Consider the following 25795-nt stretch of genomic DNA (forward strand, 5'->3'; position numbering starts at 1 on the left):
GTGCGGGCAAGCTCGTACCAGGCACTGCGAATGCCAGATAGCTAGCCCGCACCGCGCGCTCACAGCTGGTAGATCGACTTGGTGCGCTGGTAGGCGGCGAGGCCGTCGGGGCCCAGCTCACGGCCGATGCCGCTGTGCTTGACCCCGCCGAACGGGGCGCCGAGGTCGGGCAGGTAGCCGTTGACGCCGACGCTGCCGGTGCGCAGACGCCGCGCGACGGCGAGTCCGCGGTCGGCGTCGGCGGTCCAGACGGTGCCGGCCAGGCCGTAGTCGGAGTCGTTGGCCAGGGCCACCGCCTGGTCCTCGTCGTCGTAGGCGGTCACGGTGAGGACCGGACCGAAGATGTCGTCGCGGGCGATTGCCCAGCTGTTGTCGACGTCGGCGAGCACGGTGGGCTGGAAGTACCAGCCCTCGGTCAGGTCCGCGGGATATCCGCCGCCGGCGACGAGACGAGCCCCGTCGGCGACCCCCTTTTCGACGGCGGCGGCCACCTCGTCGCGTCGCCGCTGGGTCACGAGGGGACCGATCTGGGTCTCCGGGTCGAGGGGGTCGCCCACGGTGAGCGACCGGGCGAACGCGGCGAGGGTGTCGACGACCTCGGCGTAGCGGCTGCGCGGGGCGAGGATCCTGGTGGACAGGAAGCAGGTCTGCCCGTTGTTGATGATCATCGACCCGAACAGGGCCTCACCGGCGCGCCCGAGGTCCAGATCGGCGTCGTCGAGGATGACCGCGGCCGAGCGGCCGCCCAGCTCGAGGGTGACCGGCCGGACCAGCGGACCGCAGATCGCGGCGATCCGCTTGCCGATCGCGGTGGAGCCGGTGAAGGTGACCGCGTCCACTCCGGGGTGGCCGACGAGGTAGGAGGAGACTTCGGCCTCGGCGGGAACGATGTTGAGCACGCCCGGCGGCAGCCCCGCTTCGAGGGCGGCTTCGCCGACGGCGGCGGTGTCGAGCACGGTTTCCGGGGCGGGCTTGAGCACCACCGTGCAGCCGGCGGCGAGCGCGGGCGCGTACTTCTGGGCGGCGAGGGTCTGCGGGAAGTTCCACGGTGAGATCGCCGCGATAACCCCGGCCGGTTCGCGGTGCACCCTGGTCGTGCCGCCGAACATTCCCGGCCGGCTGGTCTCGGTCTCCTGGCTGCGGACAAGCCCGGCGTAGTAGCTCAGCAGCGCGCCGGGGAACTGCCCCTCGATCTGCCGGGCCACCGAAATCGGCATGCCGTTCTGCTCGCTCACCAGCCGCACGGTCTGCTCGGCTCGCTTGCCCAGCGCGTCGGCGAGCCGGTCGAGTGCGGCCGCGCGGTCGGCCGCCGGCCAGTGCGCCCAGCCGCCGGGCTGGTCGAACGCGCGGCGCGCGGCAGCCACCGCCGCGTCGACATCCGCACGTGACGCCGAAACGGCCGAGCCGATCGGCTGCCCGGTCCGCGCGGACCGCACGTCGATCGTCGCGGCGGACTCCGGCCGCGCCCAGGCGCCGTCGATGAACGGGGATGGATTGGTCGTCATTGCCCACTCTCCCTCGGGAAACACTTCGTGCGGGACTCTGCGCGTGAGCGACCGGGTGCGCCACGTCACGGTCCACTGGACGGTATGCCGACACTGGTCCATTGCGTGGACCGGACGGCTGACCAGCCTCCGTGCGGCACCGAGGGTGAGGGCATGGCACTCAGTGAAGAGGACGTCCGGCTCCTCGCGAAGGAGTTGTGGGACGCCGAGCGCGGATCCGCGCCGACCCAGCCGATCAGCGCGCGGTACCCGGGCGCGGACATCGACGACGCCTACCGGATCCAGCTCGACGGCGTCCGCCTGCGCACGCAGGCCGGCGACGTCGTGCGCGGGCACAAGGTGGGCCTGACCGCCCGGGTGATGCAGCAGCAGTTCGGCGTGACCCGGCCCGACTTCGGGCACCTGCTCGGCTCGATGTTCCACCCCGAAGGCGAGCCGCTTCCCGTCGACGAGCTGATCGCCCCGCGCGTCGAACCGGAACTGGCCTTCCTGCTCGACAAGCCGCTGCGCGGACCGGGTGTGACGGTCGCCGACGTGCTGGCCGCGACCGCGTTCGTGCTGCCCGCGCTGGAGATCATCGATTCGCGCATCCAGGACTGGAAGATCGGCATCGTCGACACGGTCGCCGACAACGCCTCCTCGGCCCGGGTCGTGCTCGGCGGCACCCGCACCCCGCTGTCCGAAGTGGACCCGCGGCTCATCGGCGTCGTGCTGCGGCGCAACGGGGAAATCGTCGAGACCGGCGCCAGCGGCGCCGTGCTGGGCAACCCCGCGCAGGCGGTGGCCTGGCTGGCCAACACCATCGCCGGCCACGGCGGCGTGCTCAACCCCGGCGACCTGATCATGCCCGGCACGTGCACCCGCGCGGTCGACATGGCGCCAGGAGACACCGTGCGCGCCGACTTCGACCGGCTCGGCCACGTCGGCATCTCGTTCAGCTCGGCGGAAGAAGGTGCTGCGGCGTGACGAGCTCAGTGACCGAATGGGCCGCCCGCCTCGACACGGCCGCGACCGAGCGCACGCCTGTGGGGCCGCTGACCGGTGACGGACTCGACGGCGTCGAGACCGCGTACCGGGTGCAGAGCGAGCTGGTGCAGCTGAGGGTCGCCCGCGGTGAACGTGTGGTCGGCGGGAAGCTCGGCCTCACCAGCAAGGCCAAGCAGCGCGCGATGGGGGTCGACAAACCGCTCTACGGGCTTGTGACCGCGGGGATGCTCCGGGCGTCGGGCACCCGTCTGCCGCTGGCCGAACTCATCCACCCCCGGGTCGAACCGGAAATCGCGTTCGTGCTGGGTGAGGCCCTGGAGGGGCCGGACGTCACGGTCGCCGACGTGCTGGCCGCGACCAAGTACGTCTGCCCGGGCTTGGACGTGATCGACAGCCGGTACGAGGGGTTCGCGTTCAAGCACCTCGACGCGATCGCGGACAACGCCTCCTCCGCGGTGTTCGCCCTCGGCGACGACTTCACCCCACCGCCGGCGGACCTCACCCTCACCGGCTGCGTCCTGGAGGTCGACGGGCAGGTGATCGAGTCGGCGGCCGGCGCCGCGGTGATGGGACATCCCGCGGCGGCGGTCGCGTTCATGGCCAACCAGCTCGCCCTGCGCGGCGGGCGGCTGGAAGCGGGCTGGGCAGTGCTCTCGGGCGGGCTCACCGCGCCCGTCGCGCTGAAACCGGGAAGCACCGTGACCGCGACGATCAGCGGACTGGGCAGCGTCACCCTCGGCGCGGAGTAGAAGGAGCAGAAATGCCGTTCATCCAGGTCAACCTCGGCGCCGGACGAACTGCCGAGCAGAAGGACGCCCTACTGCGGGCGGTGTCTGCGGCCGCGGCGGAAGCGGTGTCGGTGCCGGAGTCGTCCGTGCGCGTCTGGCTGGTGGAGGTGCCGGCCACCGAGGTCCTCGTCGGCGGGCAGACCCTCGCCGAACGCCAGGCAGGCTCGTCGTGACCCACTTCGTGCTCGTCCACGGCGGCTGGCACGGCGTCTGGTGCTGGCGCGAGCAGATCATCGCGCTCGAGCGGCTCGGGCACACCGCCACCGCCGTCGAGCTGCCGTCCGACGACCCCGGCGCGGGCGCTCAGAAGTACGCCGACGTGATTGCCTCGGCGGTCCGCGAGCCCGGCACCGACGTCGTGGTCGGTCACTCGCTGGCCGGCCTCGCGATCCCGCTGGTGCCCGATCTCGTCCCGATCGGCGCGCTGGTGTTCCTGGCGTCGCTGCTGCCCGATCCGGGCCGGTCGTGGCGCGAGCAGCTCGCGGCCGGCCGTCCGATGGCCGACTGGTTCTACGCGAACGCTCTGCCCCGCCAGGAAAAGGACGACCTCGGGCGGTCCGTGTGGCCGCCCGAGGTCGCCGCGGAGCTGTTCTACCACGACTGTCCACAAGAGACAGCGCGGTCGGCTGCCGCGCGGCTGCGCCCGCAATCGCCCGGGCCGATCGGGGAAACCACGCCACTGAAGGCTTTCCCCGACGTGCCGCGGCACTACGTGGGCTGCCGCGACGACCGCGCCGTCTCCGGCAGCTGGGCCCAGGAGGCAGCACGGACCCGTCTCGGGGTCGAGGTCACCTGGATCGACGGCTCCCACAGCCCGTTCCTCGCCGCGCCGCAGCAGCTGGCCGGCCGGCTCGTCGCGTTCATCCCCTGACACCGGAGGTCACCATGACCGGCATCGTCGCTGTGTCCGGCACAGCAGCCGACCTGCAGCACCGGGTCGAGCAATTCCTCTACCGGGAGGCAGCCCTGCTCGACGCGTGGCGCCTGGACGAGTGGCTCGAGCTGATGCACCCGGACATCGAGTACCGGGTGCCCGCGCCCGGCTCCGACCACCTCGACCCCCGCGCCACGCTGCAGATCGTCCACGACGACCGCACCCGGCTCGGGGGCCGGGTGACCCGGCTCAAGAGCAAGCACGCGCACGCCGAGAGCCCGCACTCCCGGACCCGGCGCCTGGTCACCAACGTCCGCACCGAACAGCACGACGACGTGGTCGTCGCCCACGCGAACTTCCACGTCATGCGAACCCGGCTCGGCCAGCTCGACCACTTCCTCGGCGAGTACCGCTACGTCCTGGTGCCCGCGGGGGACGGGTTCCTGGTCCGCGAACGGGTCGCGACGCTCGACCACGACATCGTCGAGGCCGGCGGCACCGTGTCGATCATCCTCTGACCGCGGGAGAACCACCGTGCTGGACCTGCACACCCACGTCGTCCCCGCCGGGATCCCGTTCGCGGCCTCACTCGCCGCCGACGACCCGCGCTGGGCCCGGCTCGAACGCGGCACCACCACCGGCGACGTCCTCGTGGCCGGCAAGGTCTTCCGCACCGTCCCGCGGGTCGCGTGGGACCTGCACCACCGGCGCGAAAGCGTCGAAGCCGAGGGCGGCACCGGCCAGCTGTTGTCGGCGATGCCGGAACTGCTGGCCTCCTGGGCCCCCGCGCGGCAGGGACTCGACTTCGCGCGCGCGTTCAACGACTGGCTCGCGGATGAGCTCCCCGGACACGACGGGTTCTTCACCGGCCTCGGGGTCGTGCCGCTGGCCGATCCCGAGGCCGCCGCGGCCGAGCTGGGCCAGATCGCCGCCGCGGGTCTGTCCGGTGTGGAGCTTCCCGCGAACCCGCCGACCGCCCCGCTGCACGCCCCCGAGTGGTCGGGGTTCCTCGACGAAGCCGAACGCCTGGGGCTGCTGGTTTTCCTCCACGCGGTCGGGAGCCCGGCCGCGCAGTGGTTCCCCCAGCCGATGGCGGCCAACGGAGTGCTCTTCCCGAACAGCATCGGCGAAGGAGTGGCCGGGCTCATCGCCACCGGCGCGCTGGCGCGCCGCCCGCGCCTGCGGATCCTGGCCAGCCACGGCGGCGGTTCCCTGCCGGCCCAGCTCGCCCGCCTGGATTTCCTGCGCGACATCACCCCGCCGTTGCAGGAGCTGATGCCCGAGCCGGCCACCGTGTCCGCACGCCGGGTGTGGTTCGACCCGCTGCTGTTCGACACCGGGCTGCTGAGTCACCTGGTCACCACCGTCGGCGCCGATCGGATCGTGCTCGGTACCGACTACCCGTTCATGCCGGTCGACCCCGTCGCCGTCCTCGACGACCCGGCACTGCCCGCCGGGCTGGCCGACGCCGTCCGGCACACCAACCCCGGCGCGCTGATCGCGACGCTGCGCTCGCACGTCCAGCAAAGGAGCTGACCCACCATGACCGCCGAACCCCTCACCGCGCCGGGACTCGCGCACCTGGTCGACGACCGGCCCGCCGACGGCGTGTTCCGCGTCGACCGGTCCTCCCTCGTCTCGGAGTCGGTCTTCGCCGACGAACGCAGGAGGATCTTCGACCGTTGCTGGCTCTACGTCGGGCACACCTCCGAAGTTGCCAAGCAGGGCGACTTCCGTGCGCGTACGGTGGCCGGGCGGCCACTGGTGATGTGGCGCGGCAACGACGGGCAGGTGCGCGTGTTCCTCAACACCTGCCGCCACCGTGGCGCCCAGCTGTGCCGCGTCCCCGAAGGCAACGCGCGCGGCATGTCGTGCTTCTACCACGCCTGGACCTACTCCAACGAAGGCGCGCTGACCGGCCTGCCCGACGCGGGCGGCTACGGCGAGGACTTCGACCGCTCCCGCTTCGGCCTGCAGGCACCGCCGCAGGTCGCCGAGTACCGCGGGTTCGTGTTCTGCTGCTTCGATCCCGACGCGGTTTCGCTGCCCGACTACCTCGGGCACGCCACGGAGTACCTCGACCTCGTCGCCGACCAGTCACCGGACATGGAAGTCGTCGACGGCGTGCACGAGTACTCCATGGACGCGAACTGGAAGCTGTTCGTGGAGAACAGTCTTGACGGCTACCACCTGATCCCGCTGCACCGGACCTACTTCGACTACCTCAAGTCCACCGAGGACTCCTACCTCGATCCCCGCAAAGCCACGCAAGCCCAAGACCTCGGCAACGGCCACGCGGTGATCACCGTCGAAGGCCCGTGGGCACGCCCGGTCGCCCGGTGGACACCCGCGCTGGGGGAGGAGAACCGCGACTACGTGGAAGGGCAGCGAGCGCAGCTGGAGCAGCGGTTCGGCGCCGAGCGAGCGCGGCGCATCGCCACCACCGATCGCAACCTGCTGATCTTCCCGAACCTGATCATCAACGACATCATGGGCGTGGTGGTCCGCACGATCACCCCCACCGCGGCCGGCCGCACGGTCATCGCCCAGTGGACGCTGGCGACGAAGGGTGAGCCGGAGTCCGTGCGCGCCAAGCGGCTGGACTCGTTCGTCACGTTCCAGGGCCCGGGCGGTCTGGCGACCCCGGACGACATGGAGGCGTGCGAGTCCTGTCAGCTCGGGCTGGCGACGGCAGCGGAGTCGCCGTGGTCGGACATCTCCCGCGGCATCCACAAGGAAGCCGATGGTGGTCCGTTCGTCGCCTCCGACGAGATCCAGCAGCGCGCTTTCTGGCGCCAGTGGCGTGACCTGCTGCGTTAGGCTAGTTCGATGCGGATCAGCGACGAGGAAGCCGGCCAAGGGCGGTCGGTGGGGGACCGGATGGTCCTCATCCTCGACACCGTCGCGACCGCTCCCGGCGAGGTCGGCCTGAGTGAGCTGGCCCGGCTGACCGGCCTGAAGAAGGCCACCGCCCACCGGCTCGCCTCCGACCTCGTCGCCCACCGCATGCTCGAACGCGGCGGGTACGGCTACCGGCTCGGGCTGCGGCTGTTCGAACTGGGCCAGCAGGTGCCCGCCTCGCGGCGCCTGCGGGCGACGGCGCTGCCGTTCATGGCCGACCTGCTCGCCGCGACGGGCGAGATCGTGCAGCTCGGCGTGCTCGACCGCACGGACGTCATCTACGTCGAGAAGCTGACCGGCCGGCACAGCGTCCCGGTGCCGTCCGCGGTCGGCACCCGCCTGCCTGCGTATTGCAGCGGGCTCGGCAAGGCGATCCTGGCGTTCGAGGACCAGGCGGCTGTGGACCTCGTCCTGGCCGCGCCCATGCCGGCCCGCACGAGCACCACCATCACCGACGGCCCGCGGCTGCTGCGGGAGCTGGAGACCATCCGCGACTGCGGGGTCGCCTACGACCGGGAGGAAGGCACCCGGGGCATCGTCTGCGTCGCCGCCCCGATCGTCGTCGAAAGCTACGTCGGCCGGGGCGGGCACCGGGCGGTGGCCGGGCTGTCGGTGACCGGGCCGGCGCACCGGCTGCAGCCGGTGCGCCTCGCGGCGGCGGTGCGCACCGCGGCGTTGAGCATCAGCAGGTTGCTGGGGCCGGTGCCGTTGCGCTGAGCGCGGCGAAGGTGCTCCTCACGAGCCGTTCTGCGACGTGTCGCTCCGCCGGATTGTGACCTCCGCGTCGGCACCAAACCGAGCCGAGATGACTGCTTCGGGTCGGAGCGGAACCGCGGCCGTCAGGCCGCCGGTGATGATCAGTTCCCCGCGGCGCAGCTGCTCGCCGCGGGCCGCCAGCGTCCGCGCCAGCCACACGATGCTGCGCAGCGGATGCCCGCCGACCGCCGCCGACGTGGCCGTGGCGACAGTCGTGGCGTCCTCGCGCAGTTCAACCGGGACCCGGTGACAGTCCATGGGCGACACGTCGAGCCGGGGGCCGAGCACCACCCCGGCGGCGGAGGAGCCGTCGGCGGTGTTCTGCTCGGCGCTGAACCGGTAACCGTCCCAAATGGAATCGACGATCTCCAGGCAGGCGTGGACGGTGCGGACCGCGTCGGCCGCTTCCGACAGCAGCACGGGGGGTTCGGGCAAATCCCGGTCGAGCACCACACCGACCTCCGGTTCCACCCGCGGCTGCAGGAAGCCCGTCGCGGTGGCGCCGGAGCGCAGCACCATGTCGTCGAGCAACGGCCCGTAGTTCGGTGCGGTGACGCCCATCTGCCGTCGCATCACCGCCGAGGTGTACCCGAGTTTGTAGCCGACGTGGCAACGGCCTTCGGCCAGCCGCAACACGGTCAGTCGCTGTTGGACGGCATAGGCCGTGTCCATCGACAGGGCCGATGCGGTCCGGGAGGCGTCGAGCACGGTGCCGGCGGATCGGGCCTGGTGCAGCCGCGAGGCCAGTGCGTCCAATGCGGATTCGTTGCTGTGGGTCACGCTGTCATCGTGGCGCTCGGCCGTTGCCCGGGCGGTGCGGCGGTCCACTGGACGGGCCGGTTCGTGGCCGCCGGGCGCCGCGGCTGGCGAGACTCGGACTCATCACCACTCGACGACGAGGGAGAGAACAATGGGTGAGGTCCTGGGCCTCGGTGTCACGCACTACCCGCCCTTGAGCGGCACCGACGACAACCTGACGCGCGTGTTCCGTGGCGCGCTGGCGGACCCGAAACTGCCCGCCGAACTGCGCGACCCCGCGTTCTGGCCGGAGCGCGCCCGCCGCGAATGGGCCGACGACGAGGGCGTCGCCGCCGGCAAGGCGCACCGCGAGCAGCTGCGCGAGGGGTTCCGCCGCACCCGCGAGGCACTGGACGAGTTCCAGCCGGACGTCGTGCTCATCTGGGGCGACGACCAGTACGAGAACTTCCGCGAGGACATCGTCCCGCCGTACGCCGTGCTGGCCTACGAGGACAAGACCGTGCACCCGTGGCGGCACGCGGACGAGTCGTCCAACATGAAGGGCAAGCCCAACATCTGGAGTGAGGGCGAGGACACCGCGCGCACCATCCGCGGGCACCGGCCGTTCGCGCGGCACCTGGTCGAGCAGCTGATGGGCCGCGGCATCGACATGCCCTACGCCTACGAGCCGCTGCACCACCCCGGGTTCGCGCACGCGTTCCTCAACACCGTGCTGTACCTGGACTACGACCGGCGCGGCTTCGACTACCCGGTCGTGGCGTTCCCGATCAACTGCTACGGGCGCAAGGTGATCAGCTTCCAGGGCAACATTAGCCCGCTCGGTGTCGAGCGCGAGCTGGACCCGCCGTCGCCGACGCCGTCGCGGATCATGGACGTCGGCGCCGCCGTCGCCCGGGTGTGCGCCGAAAGCCCCTACCGCGTTGCGCTGGTGGCCAGCTCGAGCTGGTCGCACAGCTTCCTGGTGGACTCGACGTTCCGGCTCTTCCCGGATTCCGCGGCCGACGAGCGGATGTACGACGCGCTCGTCGCCGGCGACTACGGCGTCTGGGAGAACACCAGCCTGGAGCAGGCCGAGAAGTCCGGGCAGCAGGAACTGCTCAACTGGTGGGCGCTGATGGGTGCGATGCGGGAACTGGGCCGCACGCCGAGCTGGTCCAGCTTCGCCGCGTCCAACATTTTCGTGTCCAACAAGGTTTTCGCCATCTACGACGGGCCGCAGCGGTGAAGCGCTACGACCTGACCGTCGTGGGCGCCGGGCCGGCCGGCTTGTTCGCCGCGTTCTACGCGGGCATGCGCGGATTGTCGGTGGCGATGGTGGACGCGCTGCCGGAGCCCGGCGGCCAGATCACCGCGCTGTACCCGGAGAAGTTCATCCGCGACGTGGCCGGCTTCCCGGCCATCCGCGGCCGGGAACTCGTCCGCGAACTCGTGGCCCAGGTCCAGCCGTTCGCGCCCGGGATGTTCCTCGGCCGGCAGGCCACCGACCTCGACGACCTGCCGGGCGGCCGGTTCCGGCTCCGGCTCGCCGACGGCACCGAACTCGACACCGGCGCCGTCGTCGTCACCGGCGGCATCGGCACCTTCACCCCGCGGAAACTGCCCTGCGGCGAAGAGTTCCTCGGCCGCGGCCTGAGCTACTTCGTGCACGACCCCGCCGAGCTCGCCCACAAGCGGGTCCTCGTAGTCGGTGGCGGCGATTCGGCCTTCGACTGGGCCGACGCGCTGCAGGACGTCGCCCAGGTGACGCTCGTCCACCGCCGCGACGGGTTCCGGGCGCACCAGCACACGGTCAACCGCGTCCTGGGCGGCCCGGCGGTCGTGCGTACCGGCACGGTCGTCGACGAACTGCGGGGCAACGGGCGGGTCCACCGCGCCGTGCTCCGCGACATCGCCGCCGGCACCCGCACCGAGATCGACTGCGACCACGTCGTCGCCGCGCTCGGGTTCGTCGCCAACCCCGGCCCCTTGCTGCGATGGGGACTGGCCGAACGCGACCGCAAAATCGTCGTCGACGCGGCCATGCGCACCTCTCGGCCGGGCGTGTTCGCCGCCGGCGACGTGTGCACCTACGACGGCCGCGTGCCGCTGATCGCGGTCGGCTTCGGCGAAGCGTCGACCGCGGTCAACCACGCGGCGGCTCACCTCGACCCCGCCGCTTCGACCTTCCCCGGGCACTCGACCGACGCCACGCCGGTCCCCGCCCCGGCCTGATCCAGGAGCACCACCATGGCTTTCGTGATCACCGATGCCTGCCTCGACGTCCTCGACCGCTCGTGCACCGAGGAATGCCCGGTCGACTGCATCTACGAGGGCGACCGCAAGATGTACATCAACCCGGTCGAGTGCATCGACTGCGGCGCCTGCGAACAGGTCTGCCCGACCGCCGCCGCCGTCGCCGACCGCGTCCTCACCGGCACCGAGGCGGCGTGGAACGTCGATGACAACGCCGCCTTCTTCACCCAGCCGCTGCCCGGCCGCGAGTCCCCGCTCGGTACGCCCGGCGGCGCCTCCCACCTCGGCACCGTGGGCGCCGACACCGCCGCCGTCGCCGCTCTCCCGCGCCGCTGACCCCCTGAAGGAGCACCGTGACCGCCACCCTGACCACCGGACGAGACCCCCGCACCGGCGCCGAACTGCCCGGCGGGGAACCGCCGAGCGACGACGCCGCCGTCGAGCAGGTCGTCGCCGCGGCGGCGACCGCCGCCCCCGCGCTCGACGCACTCGGCCGCAGCGGACGGGCCAGGCTGCTGCGCGCGTTCGGCCACGCCCTGGGGAACCGGCGCGACGACGTCGTGGCGATCGCCGACCGGGAGACCGCGCTCGGCGAGGCTCGGCTCGGCGGAGAACTCACCCGGACGAGCTACCAGTTCGCCTTCTTCGCCGACGTCCTCGAGGAGGGCAGCTACCTCGAGGCGACCATCGACCACGCCGGCCCCTCGCCGATGGGCCCCAGGCCCGACCTGCGCCGCATGCTCGTCCCGATCGGCCCGGTCGCCGTCTTCGGCGCGAGTAACTTCCCCCTTGCGTTCTCCGTCCCCGGCGGGGACACGGCGTCGGCGCTCGCCGCGGGCAACCCGGTCGTCGTCAAGGCCCACGGTTCGCACCCGGCCACCTCGCGGTTGGTGCACGAGATCCTGCGGGACGCCGCGGCCGAGGCGGGCGCTCCCGAGGGCACGATCGGCATCGTGTTCGGCCGCACGGCCGGCGAAGCCCTCGTCCGTCACCCGGCGGTGCGGGCGGTGGGCTTCACCGGCTCTCTCGGCGGCGGCCGGGCGCTGCTGGACGCGATCAACGGCCGGGATAACCCGATCCCCTTCTACGGCGAGCTGTCCAGCCTCAACGCCCTCGTCGTCACCGAAGCCGCCGCAGCCGAGCGGGCGGCCGAGATCGGTGCCGGGCTGGCCGCCTCGGTGACCGGGTCCGCCGGCCAGTTGTGCACCAAGCCGGGGCTCGTCCTGATCCCGGCCGGGCCCGCCGGGGACGCGGTGGTCGTCGCCACGGCACAGGGACTCGAGGGCATCGACGTCGTGCCCCTGCTCAACGAGCGGATCCACGCCTCCTACCTCGCCGACACCGAGCAGCTCCGCGCGGTCGCCGGGGTGTCCACTGTGGCCGAAGGTGACGCCGAGGGGAGCGGCTTCCGGGTAGCCCCGTTGCTGGTGTCGGCCGAGGCGGGCGCCCTGCCCGAGCAGGCACTCGCCGAGTACTTCGGCCCGGCGACGGTGCTCGTGCGGTACCGCACCGAGAACGAGCTGGCGGCCGTGATCGACCGCCTGCCGGCCTCGCTGACCGCGTCGGTGCACCTCGGCGGCCGGGAAGCCGCGCCACCGTGGATCGACGCGCTGCGGCACACCGCGGGACGTCTGGTGTTCAACGGCTACCCGACGGGGGTCGCGGTCAGCTGGGCCCAGCACCACGGGGGACCATGGCCTGCGACCAACAGCCTGTTCACCTCGGTCGGGGCGACCGCGATCCGCCGCTTCCTGCGGCCGGTGACCTGGCAGGACGCACCCGAGCAGGCGCTGCCGGACGAGCTGCGCGACACCCCCGCCGCCGGCCCGGTACCCCGCCGGGTGGACGGCGTGCTGCGGCTACCCGCCTGACCGGAACGGGCTGCCGCCGTCCTCCGCCGCGGCGGGGACACTCGGGCCGACCGTGCCCTCGGGCAGGGCCGTCCACGAGCCGAGCAGGGCCAGCGATTGCGCGGCCGCACTCCAGGGTTCGGCGTGGTACACCACCACGAGCAGGTTCGTCCCGGTGACGGCGAGCTTCTCTCGCTGGAGGCTCAGCTCGCCGAGCTGGGGGTGGTTCAGCAGCGTGGCCGCGCCTTCGCGGCGGTGGATGTCGTGGCGGGCCCAGAGCTTGCGAAACCGGTCGCTGGTCAGGGACAGCTCGCCGACGAGTTCGGTGAGACGGGGGTCGTCGGTGTCGCCGCCGATCACGGCCCGCAGCTGCGCCACGACGTCGGCGGTGCCCTGAGCCCAGTCGGGATGCAGCCGCGGGGCTTCGGGGTCGGTGAACAGCGCGCGCAGCCGGTTGACGCCGGGCGCCATGTGCGGCGACAGCGCGACGGCGAGCCGGTTGGCGGCCAGCACATCCATGTACTTGTTCTGCACGAACGCGGGCGCCGGCAGCGCATCGATCAGCCACTGGATGCCGGGCGGCACGCGTTCGGGGCGCGGGCGGGCGCGTCGCCGGGGCTTCGGCTGGGCGAGCTCACGCAGGTGGGCCGCGGCGTCCTCGTCGAGGCGCAGCACCTCGGCGAGGGCGTCGAGCACCTGGGACGAGGGGGTGTGGTCGCGTCCCTGTTCGAGCCGCAGGTAGTAGTCGGCGCTGATCCCGGCGAGCATCGCGACTTCTTCGCGGCGCAGCCCGGGCACGCGCCGCACTCCGGTGGGTCGGATGCCGGCGGACTCGGGGCTGACGAGTTCGCGGCGGGCCCGCAGGAATTCGCCGAGGGCTTTCGGCTCTTTCCGTGCGGTCATGGCTTCGACGATAACCGCGTCCGCCGGAGGGCGCCTGGTCCTGAGATACCCAGGAACATCCGGGCTCTGGCAGGCGCCACCGGATCGGCGCACGGTGGGGGAGAACGAAACGAGAAAGGAACCCGACATGGCACAGACGTGGTTCATCACCGGGGTGAACAGCGGATTCGGCCGGCACCTGACCGAGCAGCTGCTCGAGCGCGGGGACCGCGTGGCGGGCACCGTCCGCCAGGCCGGCTCGGTCAAAGACCTGGAGGAGAAGCACGGCGAGCGGTTCTGGGTCGGTCACCTCGACGTGACCGACACGGCGGCGGTGCGGGAGGTGGTCGACCGCGCGTTCACTGAGCTGGGACGCATCGACGTGGTCGTGAACAACGCCGGTTACGGCCTGTTCGGCGCCGCGGAGGAGCTCACCGACGAGCAGATCACCCACATCCTCGACACGAACCTGGTCGGCTCGATCCAGGTCGCCCGCGCCGCGCTGCCGCACCTGCGCGCGCAGCGCGGCGGGCGGATCATCCAGCTGTCCACCTACGGCGGGCAGGCCACGAACCCCGGTGCGTCGCTCTACCACGCGAGCAAGTGGGGCATCGAGGGTTTCATGGACTCCCTCGCCAAGGAGGTCGCTCCGTTCGGGATCGAGGTGACCATTGTGGAGCCGGGTGGCGCGCGCACCGAATTCCGGTTCGACAGCCTGCGCACGGCCGAGCCGATGCCCGAGTACGACGACACCCCGGCCGCGATGACCCGTGGTGCGGGCGACCGCAGCCGGCCCTCGCTGGGTGATCCGGCCAAGATGGCCGCGCGCATCATCGCGAGCGCCCCGCAGTCCCCGGCCCCGAAGCGGCTGGTGCTGGGCAGTGACTCCTACCGCTTCCTGCGCACCGCACTGTCGGAGCGTCTTGCCGACATCGAGGCGCAGCAGCACACCGCCGGTCAGACCGACTTCGCCGGATAGCTGTTCAGGGTTCGATCACCAGTTCGGCGATGCGGTCACCGTCCAAGGTGAACTGGAGGCGCAGGTCGACGACACCGCCGGGGAAGTCGCCTTGGAGGTGGTGCACCGCCACGTAGTGCTCGTTGTCCACGTGGTGAGCCGCCACCAGCGTCGTGGTGTAGGTGTACCGGCTCGCGGCGCGGTTCAGCCAGTTCCGGATCTCGTGCTTCCCGCGGTGGGTGCGGCCTTCGTCGGTGACGACGGCGTCGTCGGTGTAGCAGGCCAGTGCCGGGTCCAGGTCGCGGGCCTGGTCGACGGTCAGGTAGGTGGTGATCACGGCGGGCAGTGCGCGGGTGTCGATCGTTTCGCTCATGCCTGCCACGGTGGGGTCTCTCCCGGGGAGAGGGTCAAGGGTGCCAGAGTGGAGAGGTGTCCCGTGGATTGACGATCGGCGAGTTCGCGCAGGTGGCGCACCTGAGCGTGCGGACCCTGCGTCGCTACCACGAGTCCGGGCTGCTGGAGCCGGCCTCGGTCGACCCCGCCAGCGGCTACCGCTACTACACCGCTGATCAGATCCCGGCCGCGCAGGTGATCCACCGGCTGCGGGAGCTGGACGTGCCGCTGGCTGACGTCGCCAAGATCCTCGCCACCGAGGACCCGCAGGAGCGCGCGGGGCTGGCCGGCGGGCACCTGCGGCGGCTGGAAGAGGAGCTGAACCGCACCCGGGCGGCCGTGACGTCGCTGCGGCGGCTGCTGCGGCCCGACGCCGGCGAGCTGGACGTCGAGCTGCGCGCGGTGCCGTCGAGAACGGTCGCCGCGGTCGAGGGCGTCGTCGACCAGGACGAGGTGCTGTCCTGGTACGCCGAGGGGGGCGGGTGCGACCTGTGGAGTTGCCGGCCGCCGAACTCGCTGTCGTCGTCCATTGCGGACCGCACGACGACATCGACGTCACCTACGGTCGGCTCGGCGCCTGGGTGGTCGGGCACGCCCTCGCCGTGGCCGGTCCGGTCTCGGAGACGTACCTGGTCGGTCCGCGCGACGATCCGGATCCGGCGGCTTGGCGGACCGAGATCGGCTGGCCGGTGTTCCGGCTTTCGCTCCCGCCGCAGGACGGCCCGGCGGAACCGGCCTGAGGGTTGTTCACCACCGAGCGCCGGGAATGAGCGCGGCGAAGCTCTCCACCGCAGCGGGTGACGAGGGCGTTGGCCCACGAACGGCAGCGGCGACCCAGTCGGGGGTGTCGTCATCGGTGATCGACAGCCGCACCAGCCCCTCCGCTTCCGGTTTGCGCGCCATCGAGGCAGGCAACACGGTCACCGCGAGGTCGCGCTGGACCAGGCTCAGCAGGGCGTGCACGTCGTTGACCGAGAACACGCTGTGCCGGTGGAGCCCGCGGTCGCCGAACACCTCGTCGAGGATCCGCCGAATCGCCCAGGTCTCGTGCAGGTCGGCGAACGCGTCCTTCGCCAGGTCGGCCCACTCGACCTCGGTTCGGTGGGCCAGCCGGTGCCCGGGGTGGCACACGGCGACCAGGGACTCCCGGCCGATCTCGGCGTGGGTGAGCCGGCCGGGCCGCAGCGCGGTGGCCGATCCGGGGCGGGAGCCGCCGGCGACGAGCCCGATGTCGAGCTGCCCGGCGTGCAGTCGCTCCCACAACAGGTCGGAACCGTGCTGTTCGAACCGGATCTCCACGCCGGGGTGCCGTTGGTGAAAGGCGGCCAGCAAGTCCGGGAGGTCCAGCAAGTCCCCAAGGCACTGCTCGCTGCCGACCCGCAGCGTTCCGGTGAGGACGGTCGCCGTGCGGGCGACGGCGGATCGGCCCGCTCGCCCGGAGGCCAAGATCGCCTGTGCGTGGGGGAGGAACGCGGCCCCGGCGTCGGTCAGGCCGACCGACCGGGTGGTGCGAGAGAAGAGCTTCGCGCGCAGGTCGTTCTCGAGCCGGCGGATCGAGGCGGACAACCCGGACTGCGTCACTTGGGCGAGCTCGGCGGCCCGGGTGAAGTTGCCTTCTTCAGCCACCGTGACGAAGTGTTCGAGCTGCCTCAGGTCCATCTTCCCGGCTCCCTTCCCGTTGTCGCCTGGCCACATCATCGATTTTCGCCCGGTCCGGCGCTGTTCGCAGCCTATGGAGCCGCTGGTGGCAGCCCATTGTCCACGTGCGGTTGTTGGTCCCAGTGAGAAAGGTTGTTGGACGTCGACCGGTCTTTCGGCGCATCGTCGAAGACGTGACGCCGGAGACGGCACAACACCACGGAAGGGAATCTCGATGAAGTACCGTCAGCTCGGCAACTCGGGCCTTCGCGTGTCCGAGCTCGTTCTGGGCACATTGAACGTCGGGCACCACGAGGACTTCGCCGCCCTGGGCGGGCTGGGCGAGGAGGCCGTGCGCCGACTGGTAGACATCGCGCTCGACGCCGGGGTCAACATGATCGACACGGCGGACCTGTACTCCCACGGCGAAGCGGAGGAGATCGTCGGAGCCGCGTTGAAGGGCCGTCGCGACGACGTGCTGGTCGCGACGAAAGCCCGCTTCCCGACCGGCAACGGACCGAACGACGCCGGTTCCTCCCGGTTCCACCTGATCCGAGCGGTCGAGAACTCGTTGCGCCGCTTGGGCACCGACCATGTCGACCTGCTGTACCTGCACCAGTGGGACGGCGAGACGCCGGTCGAGGAGACGTTGCAGACACTGGACCAGCTCGTCCGGGACGGCAAGGTTCGCTACAGCGGCCTGTCGAACTTTTCTGGTTGGCAGGTCACCAAAACGCTGGCGGTTGCCCGCGAGCACCGCTTCGCCCCGCCCATCGCCCAGCAGATCTACTACACGCCCGAGGCGAGGGAAGCCGAGTACGAGATCCTGCCCGCGGCCGCGGACGCCGGCCTGGGCACCCTCATCTGGAGCCCGCTCGGGCAGAGCCTGCTCACCGGCAAGGTCCGGCGCGGCCGCCCGGTCCCACCGGGTACGCGGCAGGGAACCGACTGGCCAGAGCCGTTCGTCACCGACCGGGAGCGCGCCTACGACATCATCGACGTCCTCGTCGAAATCGCTGAAGGCCGCGAGATTTCGGTCGCTCAAGTGGTCTTGGCCTGGCTGCTGGCCCGGCCTGGCATCACCGGCGCGGTGTTCGGGGCCCGCGACGAGGAGCAGTTGTGCGACGATCTCGCCGCAGTCGACGTCGAACTGACCGCCGAAGAAACAGCGCGGATCGAGCAAGTCGGACGCCCCGCGGCGCAGTATCCATTCTGGCACCGGGCTTCGCTGGCGACAGACCGACCCGACAAGGGTGAGGCGCCCTACCTGCCGGGATACGCGGCCGCCCTGCACGCCGACTGAGCTCTGTCGCTCAGCGGTTGAGCGGGGGCAGAAGGATACCGCCTTGGGCGTCAGTCCTGTCTATCTCGTCGAACATTACGTCGGATGAACCCGCCACGTGCCTGCGTCACGCAGCTGGCAGCGGCGATTCTCATGGCGCGCCAAGGCTGTCGGAAGAGGACGGCTCGCCAGGTCACGGGAAGCTTGCGGACTCCGTCGACCGTAGGCCCGGCGCAGAGCCGAACATCGGCCAGAGATCGTCTCTAGTTACGAAGTTCGTCCGTGGGTCGGGGTGTTGGGCTGTGGACTGAACGTCGCGCAGCTCGACTGTCGACGCGGAGGTCGAAGCATCATGGTTACGAGGGTGGACGATATTTGCCGACTGTCCTAAATGTGGGTTCAGTCAGAACTTCCTACAGTCCGGTCTCGTCGCTTCCGGCGAGGCTCGCTTGGCTGTTGAGATGAAGCTCAACCCACTCCAGCTGAGCAACCAACTGTCGCGAAAGGTCGGGGTCCCTGCGGGGTGCGGCCATAGGACCGTAGTGCTCGGATTTCTCCACTTGCTCAAGTTGAGCGCACCCTGATCTGACGGGACGGTCGGAGGCAGGGAGTCGTGATGGCGGAGCATGGCGTCTGGAAGCGTTGTGGATGTGTCGATCCGGAGACGAAGCGTCCGTATGGTCCGCGCTGTCCCCGCTGAATGCGCGGGGGCACGGCAGCTGGTATTTCACGGTGGAGTTGCCGGGACAGCGCGATAGCGGCCGGTGCCGGCTGCGGCGTGGCGGGTTTTCGTCGCGGGCGGCGGCTGTGCAGGCTCAGCGGTATTGGCGAGGTGAGGATGTCGATCCTGACCTCAGTCTGGTGACGATGGGGCAGTGGCTGGATATCTGGCTGGCCACCCGTCACGCGATTCGTCCTGCAACGCGGAGGATCTACACCCAGCTCGTGCGGGACTACCTCAGGCCCGGCCTCGGGAACGTCGCACTGGCGGAGCCGACGATCGGACGAGTGCAGGCGATGTTCACGAGCCTGCTGCGAGCGAACGCCAGTCGGGTCCGGCCGTTGTCGGCGACGACGTTGCAGCGGATACGTGAGGTGCTGCGAGCGGCGCTGAACGGGGGGATCCGGCGTGGGTTGATCACCAGCAACCCGGCGCGGTGGGTGGAGCTGCCGTCGCCGCGGCGGCCGCGGGCGGTGGTGTGGACGGAGGCGCGGGTGGCAATGTGGCGGGCGACCGGGGAGCGTCCGCCGGTGGCGGTGTGGACGGCTGAGCAGACGGCCGCGTTCCTCCGGCACGCCGGGTCGCATCCGTTGCATGCGGTGTTTCACGTTGCGGCCCTGACGGGGCTGCGGCGTGGTGAGGTCCTTGGCCTGCGCTGGTGTGACCTCGACCTGGCTGGAGCGTCGCTGACGGTGACTCATCAGATTCAGGAGCGGAACGGTCGGGCGGTGATCTGTCTGCCGAAGTCCGCGGCCAGCGGCCGCGCGGTGTCCCTGGATCGGGGCACGGTCGCGCTGCTGGTCCGGTTGCGGTCTGCGCAGCGCCGTGAGGGGGGTGGAACTGCTGACGGGTGGGTGTTCGCGCGGGAGAACGGCAGTCACTGGAGCCCGAGCTACGTGTCGCACACGTTCCGACGGCTGATCGAGAAGGCCGATTTGCCACCGGTGCGGTTCCACGACCTGCGCCACGGCGCGGCGACGCTGTCCCTGGCCGCCGGCAACGACCTGAAGACCGTGCAGGCACTGCTCGGTCACGCCAGCATCGTCCTTACCGCGGACACCTACACCAGCGTGCTCCCGTCGCTGGCTCAGGCTTGTGCGGAGGCAACCGCGAGCTTGGTTCGCCGCGCGGGCTACGACCGGGGACGGAAGATCTGCAGGTCAGGTGCTATGCCTCCCCGGCAAGGGCGACGTCGAGCCGTTGGACACGGTCCGCGCTTCATCCGCGCTGGCGGGACTCTGGGCCGGACCCACGGCGGCCCCAGCGCGGACTCACAGATCAACAAAGCCCACCGACAGCGACCCTGAAACTGCAGGGAAACCGTTGGTGGGGTTTGCTTTCCAGCTGTGCGCCATCAGGGACTCGAACCCCGAACCCGCTGGTTAAGAGCCAGCTGCTCTGCCAATTGAGCTAATGGCGCTTGGTGCTTCCCGCCGCTTCGGTCTCCCTCGGCGACGTGAGAAAGATTAGCAGGCTGTTCAAGCCCCGTTTCAGGGGGGTCCCCTTTCCGCGCAGCACCCGACAGCCACCCGCCCGGCAGCCTCCCTACCTGCACCTTCGCACCCCGCTCCACCCAGCGCAACCCCCGCCGTCGGCCGACGGCATCTCCGCACACGACCACCCCGTGACCACCATCACCCTCCGTGGCGATCTCCCGCACGCAACCGTCCACCAGTCCCCTGTGGACGGTGCACCCGGCAACCACACGGGATGGGGGGCCAGGGGGCTTGCCCCCTGGCGGGGGTCTGGGGGCTCGACCCCCAGAAAAAGGCGAAACCCCAGCCTGGGGGAGGACCCGCAAGGGTCCGACCAAACTGGGGTGATGGGGTGAGCGACGGGTTTCGAACCCGCGACCTCCTGGACCACAACCAGGTGCTCTACCAGCTGAGCTACGCCCACCATGCGCGAGGGATCTCACGATCACCTTGCTGAAAGCTATCGTAGCGTGCCCTCGCGACGGGTTTTCACGGGGTCAGCTTCGATGCCGTTCCTGCACTTCGGCGGCGGCGGCCTTGGCTTGTTCGCTGGTCGGGCCGGGTTGGGGGACGAAGGCGACGCTGCGGTAGTAGTCGAGTTCGCCGATGGACTCCTTGATGTCCGCGAGGGCGCGGTGGGCGAGGCCCTTCTCCGGCTTGGCGTAGTAAATGCGCGGGTACCAGCGGCGGACGAGTTCCTTGACCGACGAGACGTCGACCATGCGGTAGTGCAGGTGGCTGTCGAGGGCCGGCATGTCGCGGGAGATGAAGCCGCGGTCGGTGGCGATGGAGTTGCCCGCCAGGGGTGCCGTGCCGGGGTCGGGGACGTGCTCGCGGATGTAGTCGAGCACGCGTTGCTCGGCTTCGGCGAGGGTGACCGTGGAGGCGCGGACCTCTTCGGTGAGCCCGGACTTGGCGTGCATGTCGTGGACGACCTGCGGCATGCCGTCGAGCGTGGTGTCGTCGGTGTGGATGACGATGTCGACTCCGTCGCCGAGCACGTTGAGGTCGGCGTCGGTCACCAAAGCGGCTATTTCGATCAACGCGTCCTTGCCGAGGTCGAGCCCCGTCATCTCGCAGTCGATCCAGACTAGGTGGTCGGTCACCCGGACAACCCTAACCCGACACGGGGATATCAGCGGGGTTACCTGCGCATTCGGCGCGTTACGCTCGGGCAGCCAGGTGAAACCGTGTGATTTCGGACTCGGAACGGGGTGCGGCCAGTGGCCGAGCAGGGGTCGGGGCCTGCGGCGCAGATCGCGCAGGGGTACGTGAGTGAGGGCGCCGCGGTGGAGCTGGGCGCCGTCGTCATCGACGGGCAGGCCGACGCGGCGGCGGCCGTGCGGCTGCCGTTGGCGACCCTGAACCGGCACGGGCTGGTCGCGGGCGCGACCGGTACCGGCAAGACGAAGACGTTGCAGCTGATCTCGGAGCAGCTGTCAGCCGCCGGGGTTCCCGTCGTGCTGGCGGACGTGAAGGGCGACCTTTCGGGCCTGTCGGCGGCCGGGGAGGCGAACGACAAGCTCACCAAGCGCGCGCAGGAGCTGGGCGACGACTGGGCGCCGGCCGCGAGCCCCGTGCAGTTCCTGTCGCTGGGCACCGGCGGCAAGGGCTCGCCGATCCGCGCGACGATCACGAGCTTCGGCCCGGTGCTGCTGGCCAAGGTGCTGGAGCTGAACGAGACGCAGGAGTCGACGCTCGGTCTCATCTTCCACTGGGCCGACCAGTGCGGGTTGGCGCTGCTCGACACCAAGGACCTGCGGTCGGTGATCACCCACCTCACCAGCGACGAGGGCAAGGCCGACCTCAAGGGCATCGGCGGCGTCTCCGCGGCGACGGCCGGCGTCATCCTGCGCGCACTGTCCAATCTGGAGGCCCAGGGCGGTGAGGACTTCTTCGGCGAGCCCGAGCTCGACGTCCACGACCTCATGCGCCAGCAGGACGGCAAGGGGGTCGTCACGCTGCTGGAGCTGGACAACCTCCAGTCGAAGCCGGCGCTGTTCTCGACGTTCCTGATGTGGCTGCTGGCCGAGCTGTTCGAGGAGCTGCCGGAGGAGGGTGATCTCGACAAGCCGAAGCTCGTCTTCTTCTTCGACGAGGCGCACCTGCTGTTCAACGACGCGTCGAAGGCGTTCCTGGAGCGCATCGAGCAGACGGTGAAGCTGATCCGGTCGAAGGGCGTCGGCGTCTTCTTCTGCACGCAGCTGCCCACGGACATCCCGAACGCCGTGCTGTCGCAGCTCGGTGCGCGGGTGCAGCACGCGTTGCGCGCGTTCACACCGGACGACCAGAAGGCCCTGGTCAAGACGGTCAAGACGTACCCGAAGACGCCGCACTACGACCTCGAATCGGCGCTGACGTCGCTGGGGATCGGCGAGGCGGTCGTCACGGTGCTGTCGGAGCGGGGCGCGCCGACGCCCGTCGCGTGGACGCGGCTGCGTGCGCCGCGGTCGAAGATGGGCTCGATCGGCGCCGAGGCGGTCGCGGCGGCGGTCACGGGCTCGGATCTGCAGGCGAAGTACGCGGAAACGATCGACCGCGAGTCCGCGTACGAGAAGCTGGCCGCGAAGGTGGCTCCGCCCGCCGAAGCGGAGGCGCCGGCGGAAGCGTCGCCCGCGCCGAAGCCGGGCAAGGAGGAGCCGGGGTTCATCGAGCAGACGATGGCCAACCCGGCGGTGAAGTCGTTCATGCGCTCGGCGGCCTCGGCGCTGGGCCGCGAGATCACGCGCGGGCTGTTCGGCAACCGGCGGCGCTGAATACCTGACACGGGGTGGCAGGTATGGCGGGTTGAGTGGGCGTCGACGCCTCACCGATCGGAAGGACCAGGGTCATGACCACCGCCACCGCGACGTTCGAGCTCGACCAGTGGGAACCGCAAACCCAGGACGAGGCGGGTGGCACCGAGTTCGCGCGGGTCGCCATCGCCAAGACGTTCACGGGTGCGGTCGAAGGCACCAGCAGCGTCGAAATGCTGACGGCCTCGAACGCGGTTGCGCGCGCGTACGTCGCCTTCGAGCGCCTGTCGGTGTCCGTCGACGGGCGCAAGGGCTCGTTCGTGCTGCGGCACACCGCCGGTGACGAAGGCCTGTCGCTGGTGATCTTGGCGGGTTCGGGAGCGGGCGAGCTCGAGGGGATCTCGGGGTCCGCGGCGATCACGATGGACGAGGCCGGTCAGCACACCTTCACGCTGACCTACGACCTCCCGGCTGCGTGAAAGCCGCTCTCCCGGGACCCCGAATCCCTGGGAGAGCGGCTTTCACCGTGGTTTCCCCGCCAAACCCCGAATCGGGCGAGGAAGGTCGGACGGGCCGCCCCGACCGCGGTCCGTCCGGCGTTCTGCGTCAGCCGTTGACGATCTGGTCGACGATCGTCTTGGCGTCGTTGATCGGGATGGCGAAGCCGATCCCGACGCTGCCTGCCGCGCCGTTGGCCGAGGCCGTCGGGCTGTAGATCGCGGAGTTGATGCCGATCACCTGGCCCTGGGCGTTCACGAGCGCGCCGCCCGAGTTGCCCTGGTTGATCGAGGCGTCGGTCTGGATCGCGGTGTAGCTGGGGCCGTTGTCGGACTCGTTCGACGTCCGGCTGAACGGCGACTCCTGCTGCTGCTCGCCCCCGCCGACGTCGGACAGCGGCCGGTTCAGCGCGCTGACGATGCCGGTGGTCACGGTGTTCTGCAGCCCGCCCGGCGAGCCGATGGCGATGACCTCCTGGCCGACGACGAGCTTGCTCGAGTCGCCGAGGCCGGCGGCGGTGAGCCCGCTCGCGCCCTTGGCCTGCAGCACGGCGATGTCGCCCTTGGTGTCGGCGCCGAGCACGCTGGCCTGGTACTTCTTGCCGTCCGACGTGGTGATCGTGACGTCGCCGACCGCGCCGCTGACCACGTGCGCGTTGGTGAGGATCCGGCCGTCGGAGGTCAGGATGACCCCCGAGCCGATGGCCTCGCCCTGGCCGGTTTCGACGTTGACCTGCACGACGCTCGGCGTCACCTTCGCCGCGACCTGGCTGACGTCGCCGGTGGCGGTGGAGTTGCTGACCGTCTGGCCGGTGATGGCCGACGACGTCGCCGTCGGCGAAGCCACCGACGTGGTGGTCAGCCCGACGATCGCGGCGCCGGCGCCGCCGCCGATCAGCGCGGCGGCGAGCGCGGTCGCGCCCACCACGGCGGCGAGCTTGCCGCCCCGGCGCCGCGGCGGGGCGGCCTGCGGCGCCGGCTGCGGCTGCTGCGAGAAGAGCGGGTTCGGCGCGGCCTGCTGCTGGTAGCCGTACTGGGCGTACGGGTAGGGGTGCTGGGGGTTGTGGTGCGGCTGGTGCCCACCGGGTGAGGCGGGGCCGGGCCGACTCTCGTTCTCGGTCATGGCACCAGGTTCGCCGCCGCGGTTGTGAGAACCCTGTGGAAACACCTGCGGCTTTGCTGAGAAGAATCTCCTGAGAATCCTCAGGCGTTCCTCAGCGGGAATCCGTGGGTTTCAGTCGAAGAAGGCCGGGACGTCCAGCGCACCTCCCGCCGCCTCGAACTCGTCGTGCACGGCTTTGCGCAGCGCTTCGTCGGCGAGGTAGTCGGCGGCCGTGAGCGCGAGCCCGAGCGCGCCGTCGACGACGGCTTTATCGCCCGACGGTGACCCCGCGGCTTCCGCGAACTCCTTGGTGTGCAAGGCAACCGTGCTGCCGGACACGGCGATCATCGGGTGCAGCGCGGGCATCCGGTACGACAGGTTGCCCAGGTCTGTGGAGCCCGTGAGGAACTCCGGCACGATGCCCGGTGGCAGCGGCTTGCGGCCGGTGCCGAGCTGGTTGGCCGTCCAGCGGGCGGCGAGTGTGGTGTTGAACCGGATCGGGAGGTACGCCGGCTGCGAATCCCACGTCAGTTCCACGCCGCAGCCGGTCATTTCCGCGGCGCCGTGGGCGATCGCGGTCATCCGCTTCGCGAGGTCCCGCAACGTTTCCGGGTTGGCCGAGCGGAGGTAGAACAGCAGCGCGGCGCGTTCGGGGATCACGTTGGGGCGGGCGCCGCCGTCGGTGAAGACGCCGTGCACTCGGTCGCTCGAGGGCAGCTGCTGGCGCAGCCCCGACACACCCTGGTACGCGAGCACGGCGGCGTCGAGTGCGTTGCGGCCCATGAACGGCTGCGCCGACGCGTGCGCGCCGACGCCGTGGAACACCATCTCCAGCTGGCGCCGCCCGAGGAACGGGTGCAGCGCGATGTCGTGGCTGAACGGGTGCAGCATGATCACGGCGTCGACGTCGTCGAACACCCCGGCGCGCGCGAGCGTCTCCTTGCCCCCACCGCCTTCCTCCGCGGGCGTGCCGATGAGGGAGACGCGGCCGCCCAGTCGTCCGGCCACGGTGGCCGCGCCGAGGAACCCGCCCGCGCCGGTCGTGCAGATGACGTTGTGCCCGCACGCGTGGCCGAGCCCGGGCAGCGCGTCGTACTCCGACAGGACGGCGATGTGCGGGCCGCCGGTGTCCGGGGTACTCGCGCGCAACGCCGTGTCGAGGCCGCCGAGGCCGACGGTGACCTCGTGGCCGTGGGCGCGCAGGAGTTCGGCCAGAGCGCCGACGGACCGGTGCTCGGCGAAGCCCTCTTCCGGGTGGGCGTGCAGGTCTTGGCTCAGGGCAACGAGTTCGTCGGCCCGAGCCCGGACTTCCTGTTCGACCGCGGCGCGCACGCCGGCGTCGGCTCCGGTGTGGTCGGAGCCGAGGGGCTCGGCGTTCGCGACGGCTTCGGCCGTGGCTTCGATGAGGGCGCGGAGGTGGGAGTCGTCGGGCGGGACGGGAGCGGCGTCGGTCATGCGGG

The 25795-nt window shown here is 70.9% G+C and carries 26 protein-coding genes, 2 tRNA genes and 1 pseudogene; 19 read left to right on the plus strand and 10 right to left on the minus strand.

Annotated features, from left to right (window positions below):
* Positions 1–59 precede the first annotated feature (59 nt).
* On the minus strand, positions 60–1505 hold the full coding sequence (locus tag ACIA77_RS31285) for an aldehyde dehydrogenase (RefSeq protein WP_395889604.1): 1446 nt from the start codon (positions 1503–1505) through the stop codon (positions 60–62).
* 153 nt (positions 1506–1658) lie between these two features.
* Here ACIA77_RS31285 and ACIA77_RS31290 point away from each other — a divergent pair, with 153 nt between their 5' ends.
* Genes ACIA77_RS31290 through ACIA77_RS31325 form a run of 8 tightly spaced genes read left to right on the plus strand, consistent with a single transcriptional unit; the run spans position 1659 to position 7772 of the window.
* Positions 1659–2471 (plus strand): 2-keto-4-pentenoate hydratase, encoded by an 813-nt coding sequence (locus tag ACIA77_RS31290; protein WP_395889605.1) that lies wholly within the window; start codon positions 1659–1661, stop codon positions 2469–2471.
* The gene (locus ACIA77_RS31295; RefSeq protein WP_395889606.1) at positions 2468–3241 is read left to right on the plus strand and encodes a 2-keto-4-pentenoate hydratase; all 774 of its coding nucleotides are present in this window, start codon (positions 2468–2470) and stop codon (positions 3239–3241) included. The genes ACIA77_RS31290 and ACIA77_RS31295 overlap by 4 nt, the downstream gene beginning before the upstream one ends.
* Positions 3242–3252: 11 nt before the next feature.
* Positions 3253–3453 (plus strand): tautomerase family protein, encoded by a 201-nt coding sequence (locus tag ACIA77_RS31300; protein WP_395889607.1) that lies wholly within the window; start codon positions 3253–3255, stop codon positions 3451–3453.
* Entirely contained in the window at positions 3450–4151 is a 702-nt protein-coding gene (locus ACIA77_RS31305) for an alpha/beta fold hydrolase (RefSeq protein WP_395889608.1), read from the plus strand. The genes ACIA77_RS31300 and ACIA77_RS31305 overlap by 4 nt, the downstream gene beginning before the upstream one ends.
* Before the next feature lie 14 nt (positions 4152–4165).
* Positions 4166–4672, plus strand: a complete 507-nt coding sequence (locus ACIA77_RS31310) for an aromatic-ring-hydroxylating dioxygenase subunit beta (protein ID WP_395889609.1) — start codon at positions 4166–4168, stop codon at positions 4670–4672.
* Positions 4673–4688: 16 nt separating this feature from the next.
* On the plus strand, positions 4689–5690 hold the full coding sequence (locus ACIA77_RS31315) for an amidohydrolase family protein (protein WP_395889610.1): 1002 nt from the start codon (positions 4689–4691) through the stop codon (positions 5688–5690).
* Between the two features lie 6 nt (positions 5691–5696).
* Positions 5697–6974 (plus strand): aromatic ring-hydroxylating dioxygenase subunit alpha, encoded by a 1278-nt coding sequence (locus ACIA77_RS31320; RefSeq protein WP_395889611.1) that lies wholly within the window; start codon positions 5697–5699, stop codon positions 6972–6974.
* 9 nt (positions 6975–6983) lie between these two features.
* Positions 6984–7772, plus strand: a complete 789-nt coding sequence (locus ACIA77_RS31325) for an IclR family transcriptional regulator (RefSeq protein WP_395889612.1) — start codon at positions 6984–6986, stop codon at positions 7770–7772.
* Positions 7773–7790: 18 nt separating this feature from the next.
* Here the strand turns inward: ACIA77_RS31325 and ACIA77_RS31330 are convergent, their stop codons facing one another.
* Positions 7791–8639, minus strand: a complete 849-nt coding sequence (locus tag ACIA77_RS31330; RefSeq protein ID WP_395889613.1) for a 2-keto-4-pentenoate hydratase — start codon at positions 8637–8639, stop codon at positions 7791–7793.
* Between the two features lie 82 nt (positions 8640–8721).
* On the opposite strand from ACIA77_RS31330, the gene ACIA77_RS31335 reads away from it, so the two are divergent.
* The 4 genes from ACIA77_RS31335 to ACIA77_RS31350 are packed head-to-tail and all read left to right on the plus strand — an operon-like array spanning position 8722 to position 12673.
* Entirely contained in the window at positions 8722–9795 is a 1074-nt protein-coding gene (locus ACIA77_RS31335) for an extradiol ring-cleavage dioxygenase (RefSeq protein WP_395889614.1), read from the plus strand.
* Entirely contained in the window at positions 9792–10781 is a 990-nt protein-coding gene (locus ACIA77_RS31340) for an NAD(P)/FAD-dependent oxidoreductase (RefSeq protein WP_395889615.1), read from the plus strand. Before ACIA77_RS31335 ends, ACIA77_RS31340 begins: the two co-directional genes overlap by 4 nt.
* A gap of 15 nt (positions 10782–10796) precedes the next feature.
* Positions 10797–11138 (plus strand): ferredoxin, encoded by a 342-nt coding sequence (fdxA, locus tag ACIA77_RS31345; RefSeq protein ID WP_395889616.1) that lies wholly within the window; start codon positions 10797–10799, stop codon positions 11136–11138.
* Between the two features lie 17 nt (positions 11139–11155).
* A complete protein-coding gene (locus ACIA77_RS31350; RefSeq protein ID WP_395889617.1) occupies positions 11156–12673 on the plus strand; it encodes an aldehyde dehydrogenase (NADP(+)) in 1518 nt (505 codons plus the stop codon).
* Here ACIA77_RS31350 and ACIA77_RS31355 read toward each other — a convergent pair.
* Entirely contained in the window at positions 12662–13555 is an 894-nt protein-coding gene (locus ACIA77_RS31355; RefSeq protein ID WP_395889618.1) for a helix-turn-helix transcriptional regulator, read from the minus strand. The two genes, ACIA77_RS31350 and ACIA77_RS31355, sit on opposite strands and share 12 nt — an antisense overlap.
* Positions 13556–13682: 127 nt before the next feature.
* On the opposite strand from ACIA77_RS31355, the gene ACIA77_RS31360 reads away from it, so the two are divergent.
* Positions 13683–14513 (plus strand): SDR family oxidoreductase, encoded by an 831-nt coding sequence (locus ACIA77_RS31360; RefSeq protein ID WP_395889620.1) that lies wholly within the window; start codon positions 13683–13685, stop codon positions 14511–14513.
* 4 nt (positions 14514–14517) lie between these two features.
* On the opposite strand, the gene ACIA77_RS31365 is transcribed toward ACIA77_RS31360, so the two are convergent.
* Complete coding sequence (locus tag ACIA77_RS31365; RefSeq protein ID WP_395889621.1) at positions 14518–14865, minus strand: nuclear transport factor 2 family protein; 348 nt, start codon at positions 14863–14865, stop codon at positions 14518–14520.
* A gap of 107 nt (positions 14866–14972) precedes the next feature.
* Here ACIA77_RS31365 and ACIA77_RS31370 point away from each other — a divergent pair.
* Together ACIA77_RS31370 and ACIA77_RS31375 are read left to right on the plus strand one after the other, a co-directional pair.
* Positions 14973–15080, plus strand: a pseudogene (locus ACIA77_RS31370) (MerR family DNA-binding transcriptional regulator); the annotation flags it as partial.
* A gap of 296 nt (positions 15081–15376) precedes the next feature.
* Positions 15377–15625, plus strand: a complete 249-nt coding sequence (locus tag ACIA77_RS31375) for a GyrI-like domain-containing protein (RefSeq protein ID WP_395889723.1) — start codon at positions 15377–15379, stop codon at positions 15623–15625.
* A gap of 7 nt (positions 15626–15632) precedes the next feature.
* Here ACIA77_RS31375 and ACIA77_RS31380 read toward each other — a convergent pair whose 3' ends face one another.
* The gene (locus ACIA77_RS31380) at positions 15633–16544 is read right to left on the minus strand and encodes a LysR family transcriptional regulator (protein ID WP_395889622.1); all 912 of its coding nucleotides are present in this window, start codon (positions 16542–16544) and stop codon (positions 15633–15635) included.
* 214 nt (positions 16545–16758) lie between these two features.
* Here ACIA77_RS31380 and ACIA77_RS31385 point away from each other — a divergent pair, with 214 nt between their 5' ends.
* Both ACIA77_RS31385 and ACIA77_RS31390 read left to right on the plus strand, forming a co-directional pair.
* Positions 16759–17826 (plus strand): aldo/keto reductase, encoded by a 1068-nt coding sequence (locus tag ACIA77_RS31385; protein ID WP_395889623.1) that lies wholly within the window; start codon positions 16759–16761, stop codon positions 17824–17826.
* An 846-nt stretch (positions 17827–18672) separates the two neighbouring features.
* Positions 18673–19833, plus strand: coding sequence for a tyrosine-type recombinase/integrase (locus ACIA77_RS31390; protein WP_395889724.1), 1161 nt, complete (start codon positions 18673–18675; stop codon positions 19831–19833).
* Positions 19834–19873: 40 nt separating this feature from the next.
* On the opposite strand, the gene ACIA77_RS31395 is transcribed toward ACIA77_RS31390, so the two are convergent.
* The 3 genes from ACIA77_RS31395 to orn form a co-directional block, all read right to left on the minus strand.
* A tRNA-Lys gene (locus ACIA77_RS31395) sits at positions 19874–19946 on the minus strand.
* Positions 19947–20349: 403 nt separating this feature from the next.
* Positions 20350–20425: transfer RNA gene (locus ACIA77_RS31400), tRNA-His, on the minus strand.
* Positions 20426–20498: 73 nt separating this feature from the next.
* Positions 20499–21107 (minus strand): oligoribonuclease, encoded by a 609-nt coding sequence (orn, locus tag ACIA77_RS31405; protein WP_395889625.1) that lies wholly within the window; start codon positions 21105–21107, stop codon positions 20499–20501.
* 117 nt (positions 21108–21224) lie between these two features.
* Here orn and ACIA77_RS31410 point away from each other — a divergent pair, with 117 nt between their 5' ends.
* The gene (locus ACIA77_RS31410) at positions 21225–22757 is read left to right on the plus strand and encodes a helicase HerA-like domain-containing protein (RefSeq protein ID WP_395889626.1); all 1533 of its coding nucleotides are present in this window, start codon (positions 21225–21227) and stop codon (positions 22755–22757) included.
* Positions 22758–22831: 74 nt separating this feature from the next.
* Positions 22832–23215, plus strand: coding sequence for a DUF3224 domain-containing protein (locus ACIA77_RS31415; protein ID WP_395889627.1), 384 nt, complete (start codon positions 22832–22834; stop codon positions 23213–23215).
* Between the two features lie 127 nt (positions 23216–23342).
* Here ACIA77_RS31415 and ACIA77_RS31420 read toward each other — a convergent pair whose 3' ends face one another.
* Together ACIA77_RS31420 and ACIA77_RS31425 are read right to left on the minus strand one after the other, a co-directional pair.
* Positions 23343–24356, minus strand: coding sequence for a S1C family serine protease (locus ACIA77_RS31420; protein ID WP_395889628.1), 1014 nt, complete (start codon positions 24354–24356; stop codon positions 23343–23345).
* A 111-nt stretch (positions 24357–24467) separates the two neighbouring features.
* Complete coding sequence (locus tag ACIA77_RS31425) at positions 24468–25790, minus strand: M20 family metallopeptidase (protein ID WP_395889629.1); 1323 nt, start codon at positions 25788–25790, stop codon at positions 24468–24470.
* Positions 25791–25795: the final 5 nt, after the last annotated feature.

This window comes from Amycolatopsis sp. NPDC051903 (genome assembly GCF_044452505.1).
Lineage (GTDB): Bacteria > Actinomycetota > Actinomycetes > Mycobacteriales > Pseudonocardiaceae > Amycolatopsis.

Excerpts from the sequence above, each read along its gene's own strand:
- ACIA77_RS31310 (WP_395889609.1), top strand. The coding sequence starts at position 4,166 with ATGACCGGCATCGTCGCTGTGTCCGGCACAGCAGCCGACCTGCAGCAC.
- ACIA77_RS31320 (WP_395889611.1), top strand. The coding sequence starts at position 5,697 with ATGACCGCCGAACCCCTCACCGCGCCGGGACTCGCGCACCTGGTCGAC.
- fdxA (WP_395889616.1), top strand. The coding sequence starts at position 10,797 with ATGGCTTTCGTGATCACCGATGCCTGCCTCGACGTCCTCGACCGCTCG.
- ACIA77_RS31415 (WP_395889627.1), top strand. The coding sequence starts at position 22,832 with ATGACCACCGCCACCGCGACGTTCGAGCTCGACCAGTGGGAACCGCAA.
- ACIA77_RS31425 (WP_395889629.1), bottom strand. The coding sequence starts at position 25,790 with ATGACCGACGCCGCTCCCGTCCCGCCCGACGACTCCCACCTCCGCGCC.
- ACIA77_RS31300 (WP_395889607.1), top strand. The coding sequence starts at position 3,253 with ATGCCGTTCATCCAGGTCAACCTCGGCGCCGGACGAACTGCCGAGCAG.
- ACIA77_RS31335 (WP_395889614.1), top strand. The coding sequence starts at position 8,722 with ATGGGTGAGGTCCTGGGCCTCGGTGTCACGCACTACCCGCCCTTGAGC.
- ACIA77_RS31290 (WP_395889605.1), top strand. The coding sequence starts at position 1,659 with ATGGCACTCAGTGAAGAGGACGTCCGGCTCCTCGCGAAGGAGTTGTGG.
- ACIA77_RS31285 (WP_395889604.1), bottom strand. The coding sequence starts at position 1,505 with ATGACGACCAATCCATCCCCGTTCATCGACGGCGCCTGGGCGCGGCCG.
- ACIA77_RS31385 (WP_395889623.1), top strand. The coding sequence starts at position 16,759 with ATGAAGTACCGTCAGCTCGGCAACTCGGGCCTTCGCGTGTCCGAGCTC.
- ACIA77_RS31360 (WP_395889620.1), top strand. The coding sequence starts at position 13,683 with ATGGCACAGACGTGGTTCATCACCGGGGTGAACAGCGGATTCGGCCGG.
- ACIA77_RS31325 (WP_395889612.1), top strand. The coding sequence starts at position 6,984 with ATGCGGATCAGCGACGAGGAAGCCGGCCAAGGGCGGTCGGTGGGGGAC.
- ACIA77_RS31365 (WP_395889621.1), bottom strand. The coding sequence starts at position 14,865 with ATGAGCGAAACGATCGACACCCGCGCACTGCCCGCCGTGATCACCACC.
- ACIA77_RS31420 (WP_395889628.1), bottom strand. The coding sequence starts at position 24,356 with ATGACCGAGAACGAGAGTCGGCCCGGCCCCGCCTCACCCGGTGGGCAC.
- ACIA77_RS31390 (WP_395889724.1), top strand. The coding sequence starts at position 18,673 with ATGGGGCAGTGGCTGGATATCTGGCTGGCCACCCGTCACGCGATTCGT.
- ACIA77_RS31355 (WP_395889618.1), bottom strand. The coding sequence starts at position 13,555 with ATGACCGCACGGAAAGAGCCGAAAGCCCTCGGCGAATTCCTGCGGGCC.
- ACIA77_RS31380 (WP_395889622.1), bottom strand. The coding sequence starts at position 16,544 with ATGGACCTGAGGCAGCTCGAACACTTCGTCACGGTGGCTGAAGAAGGC.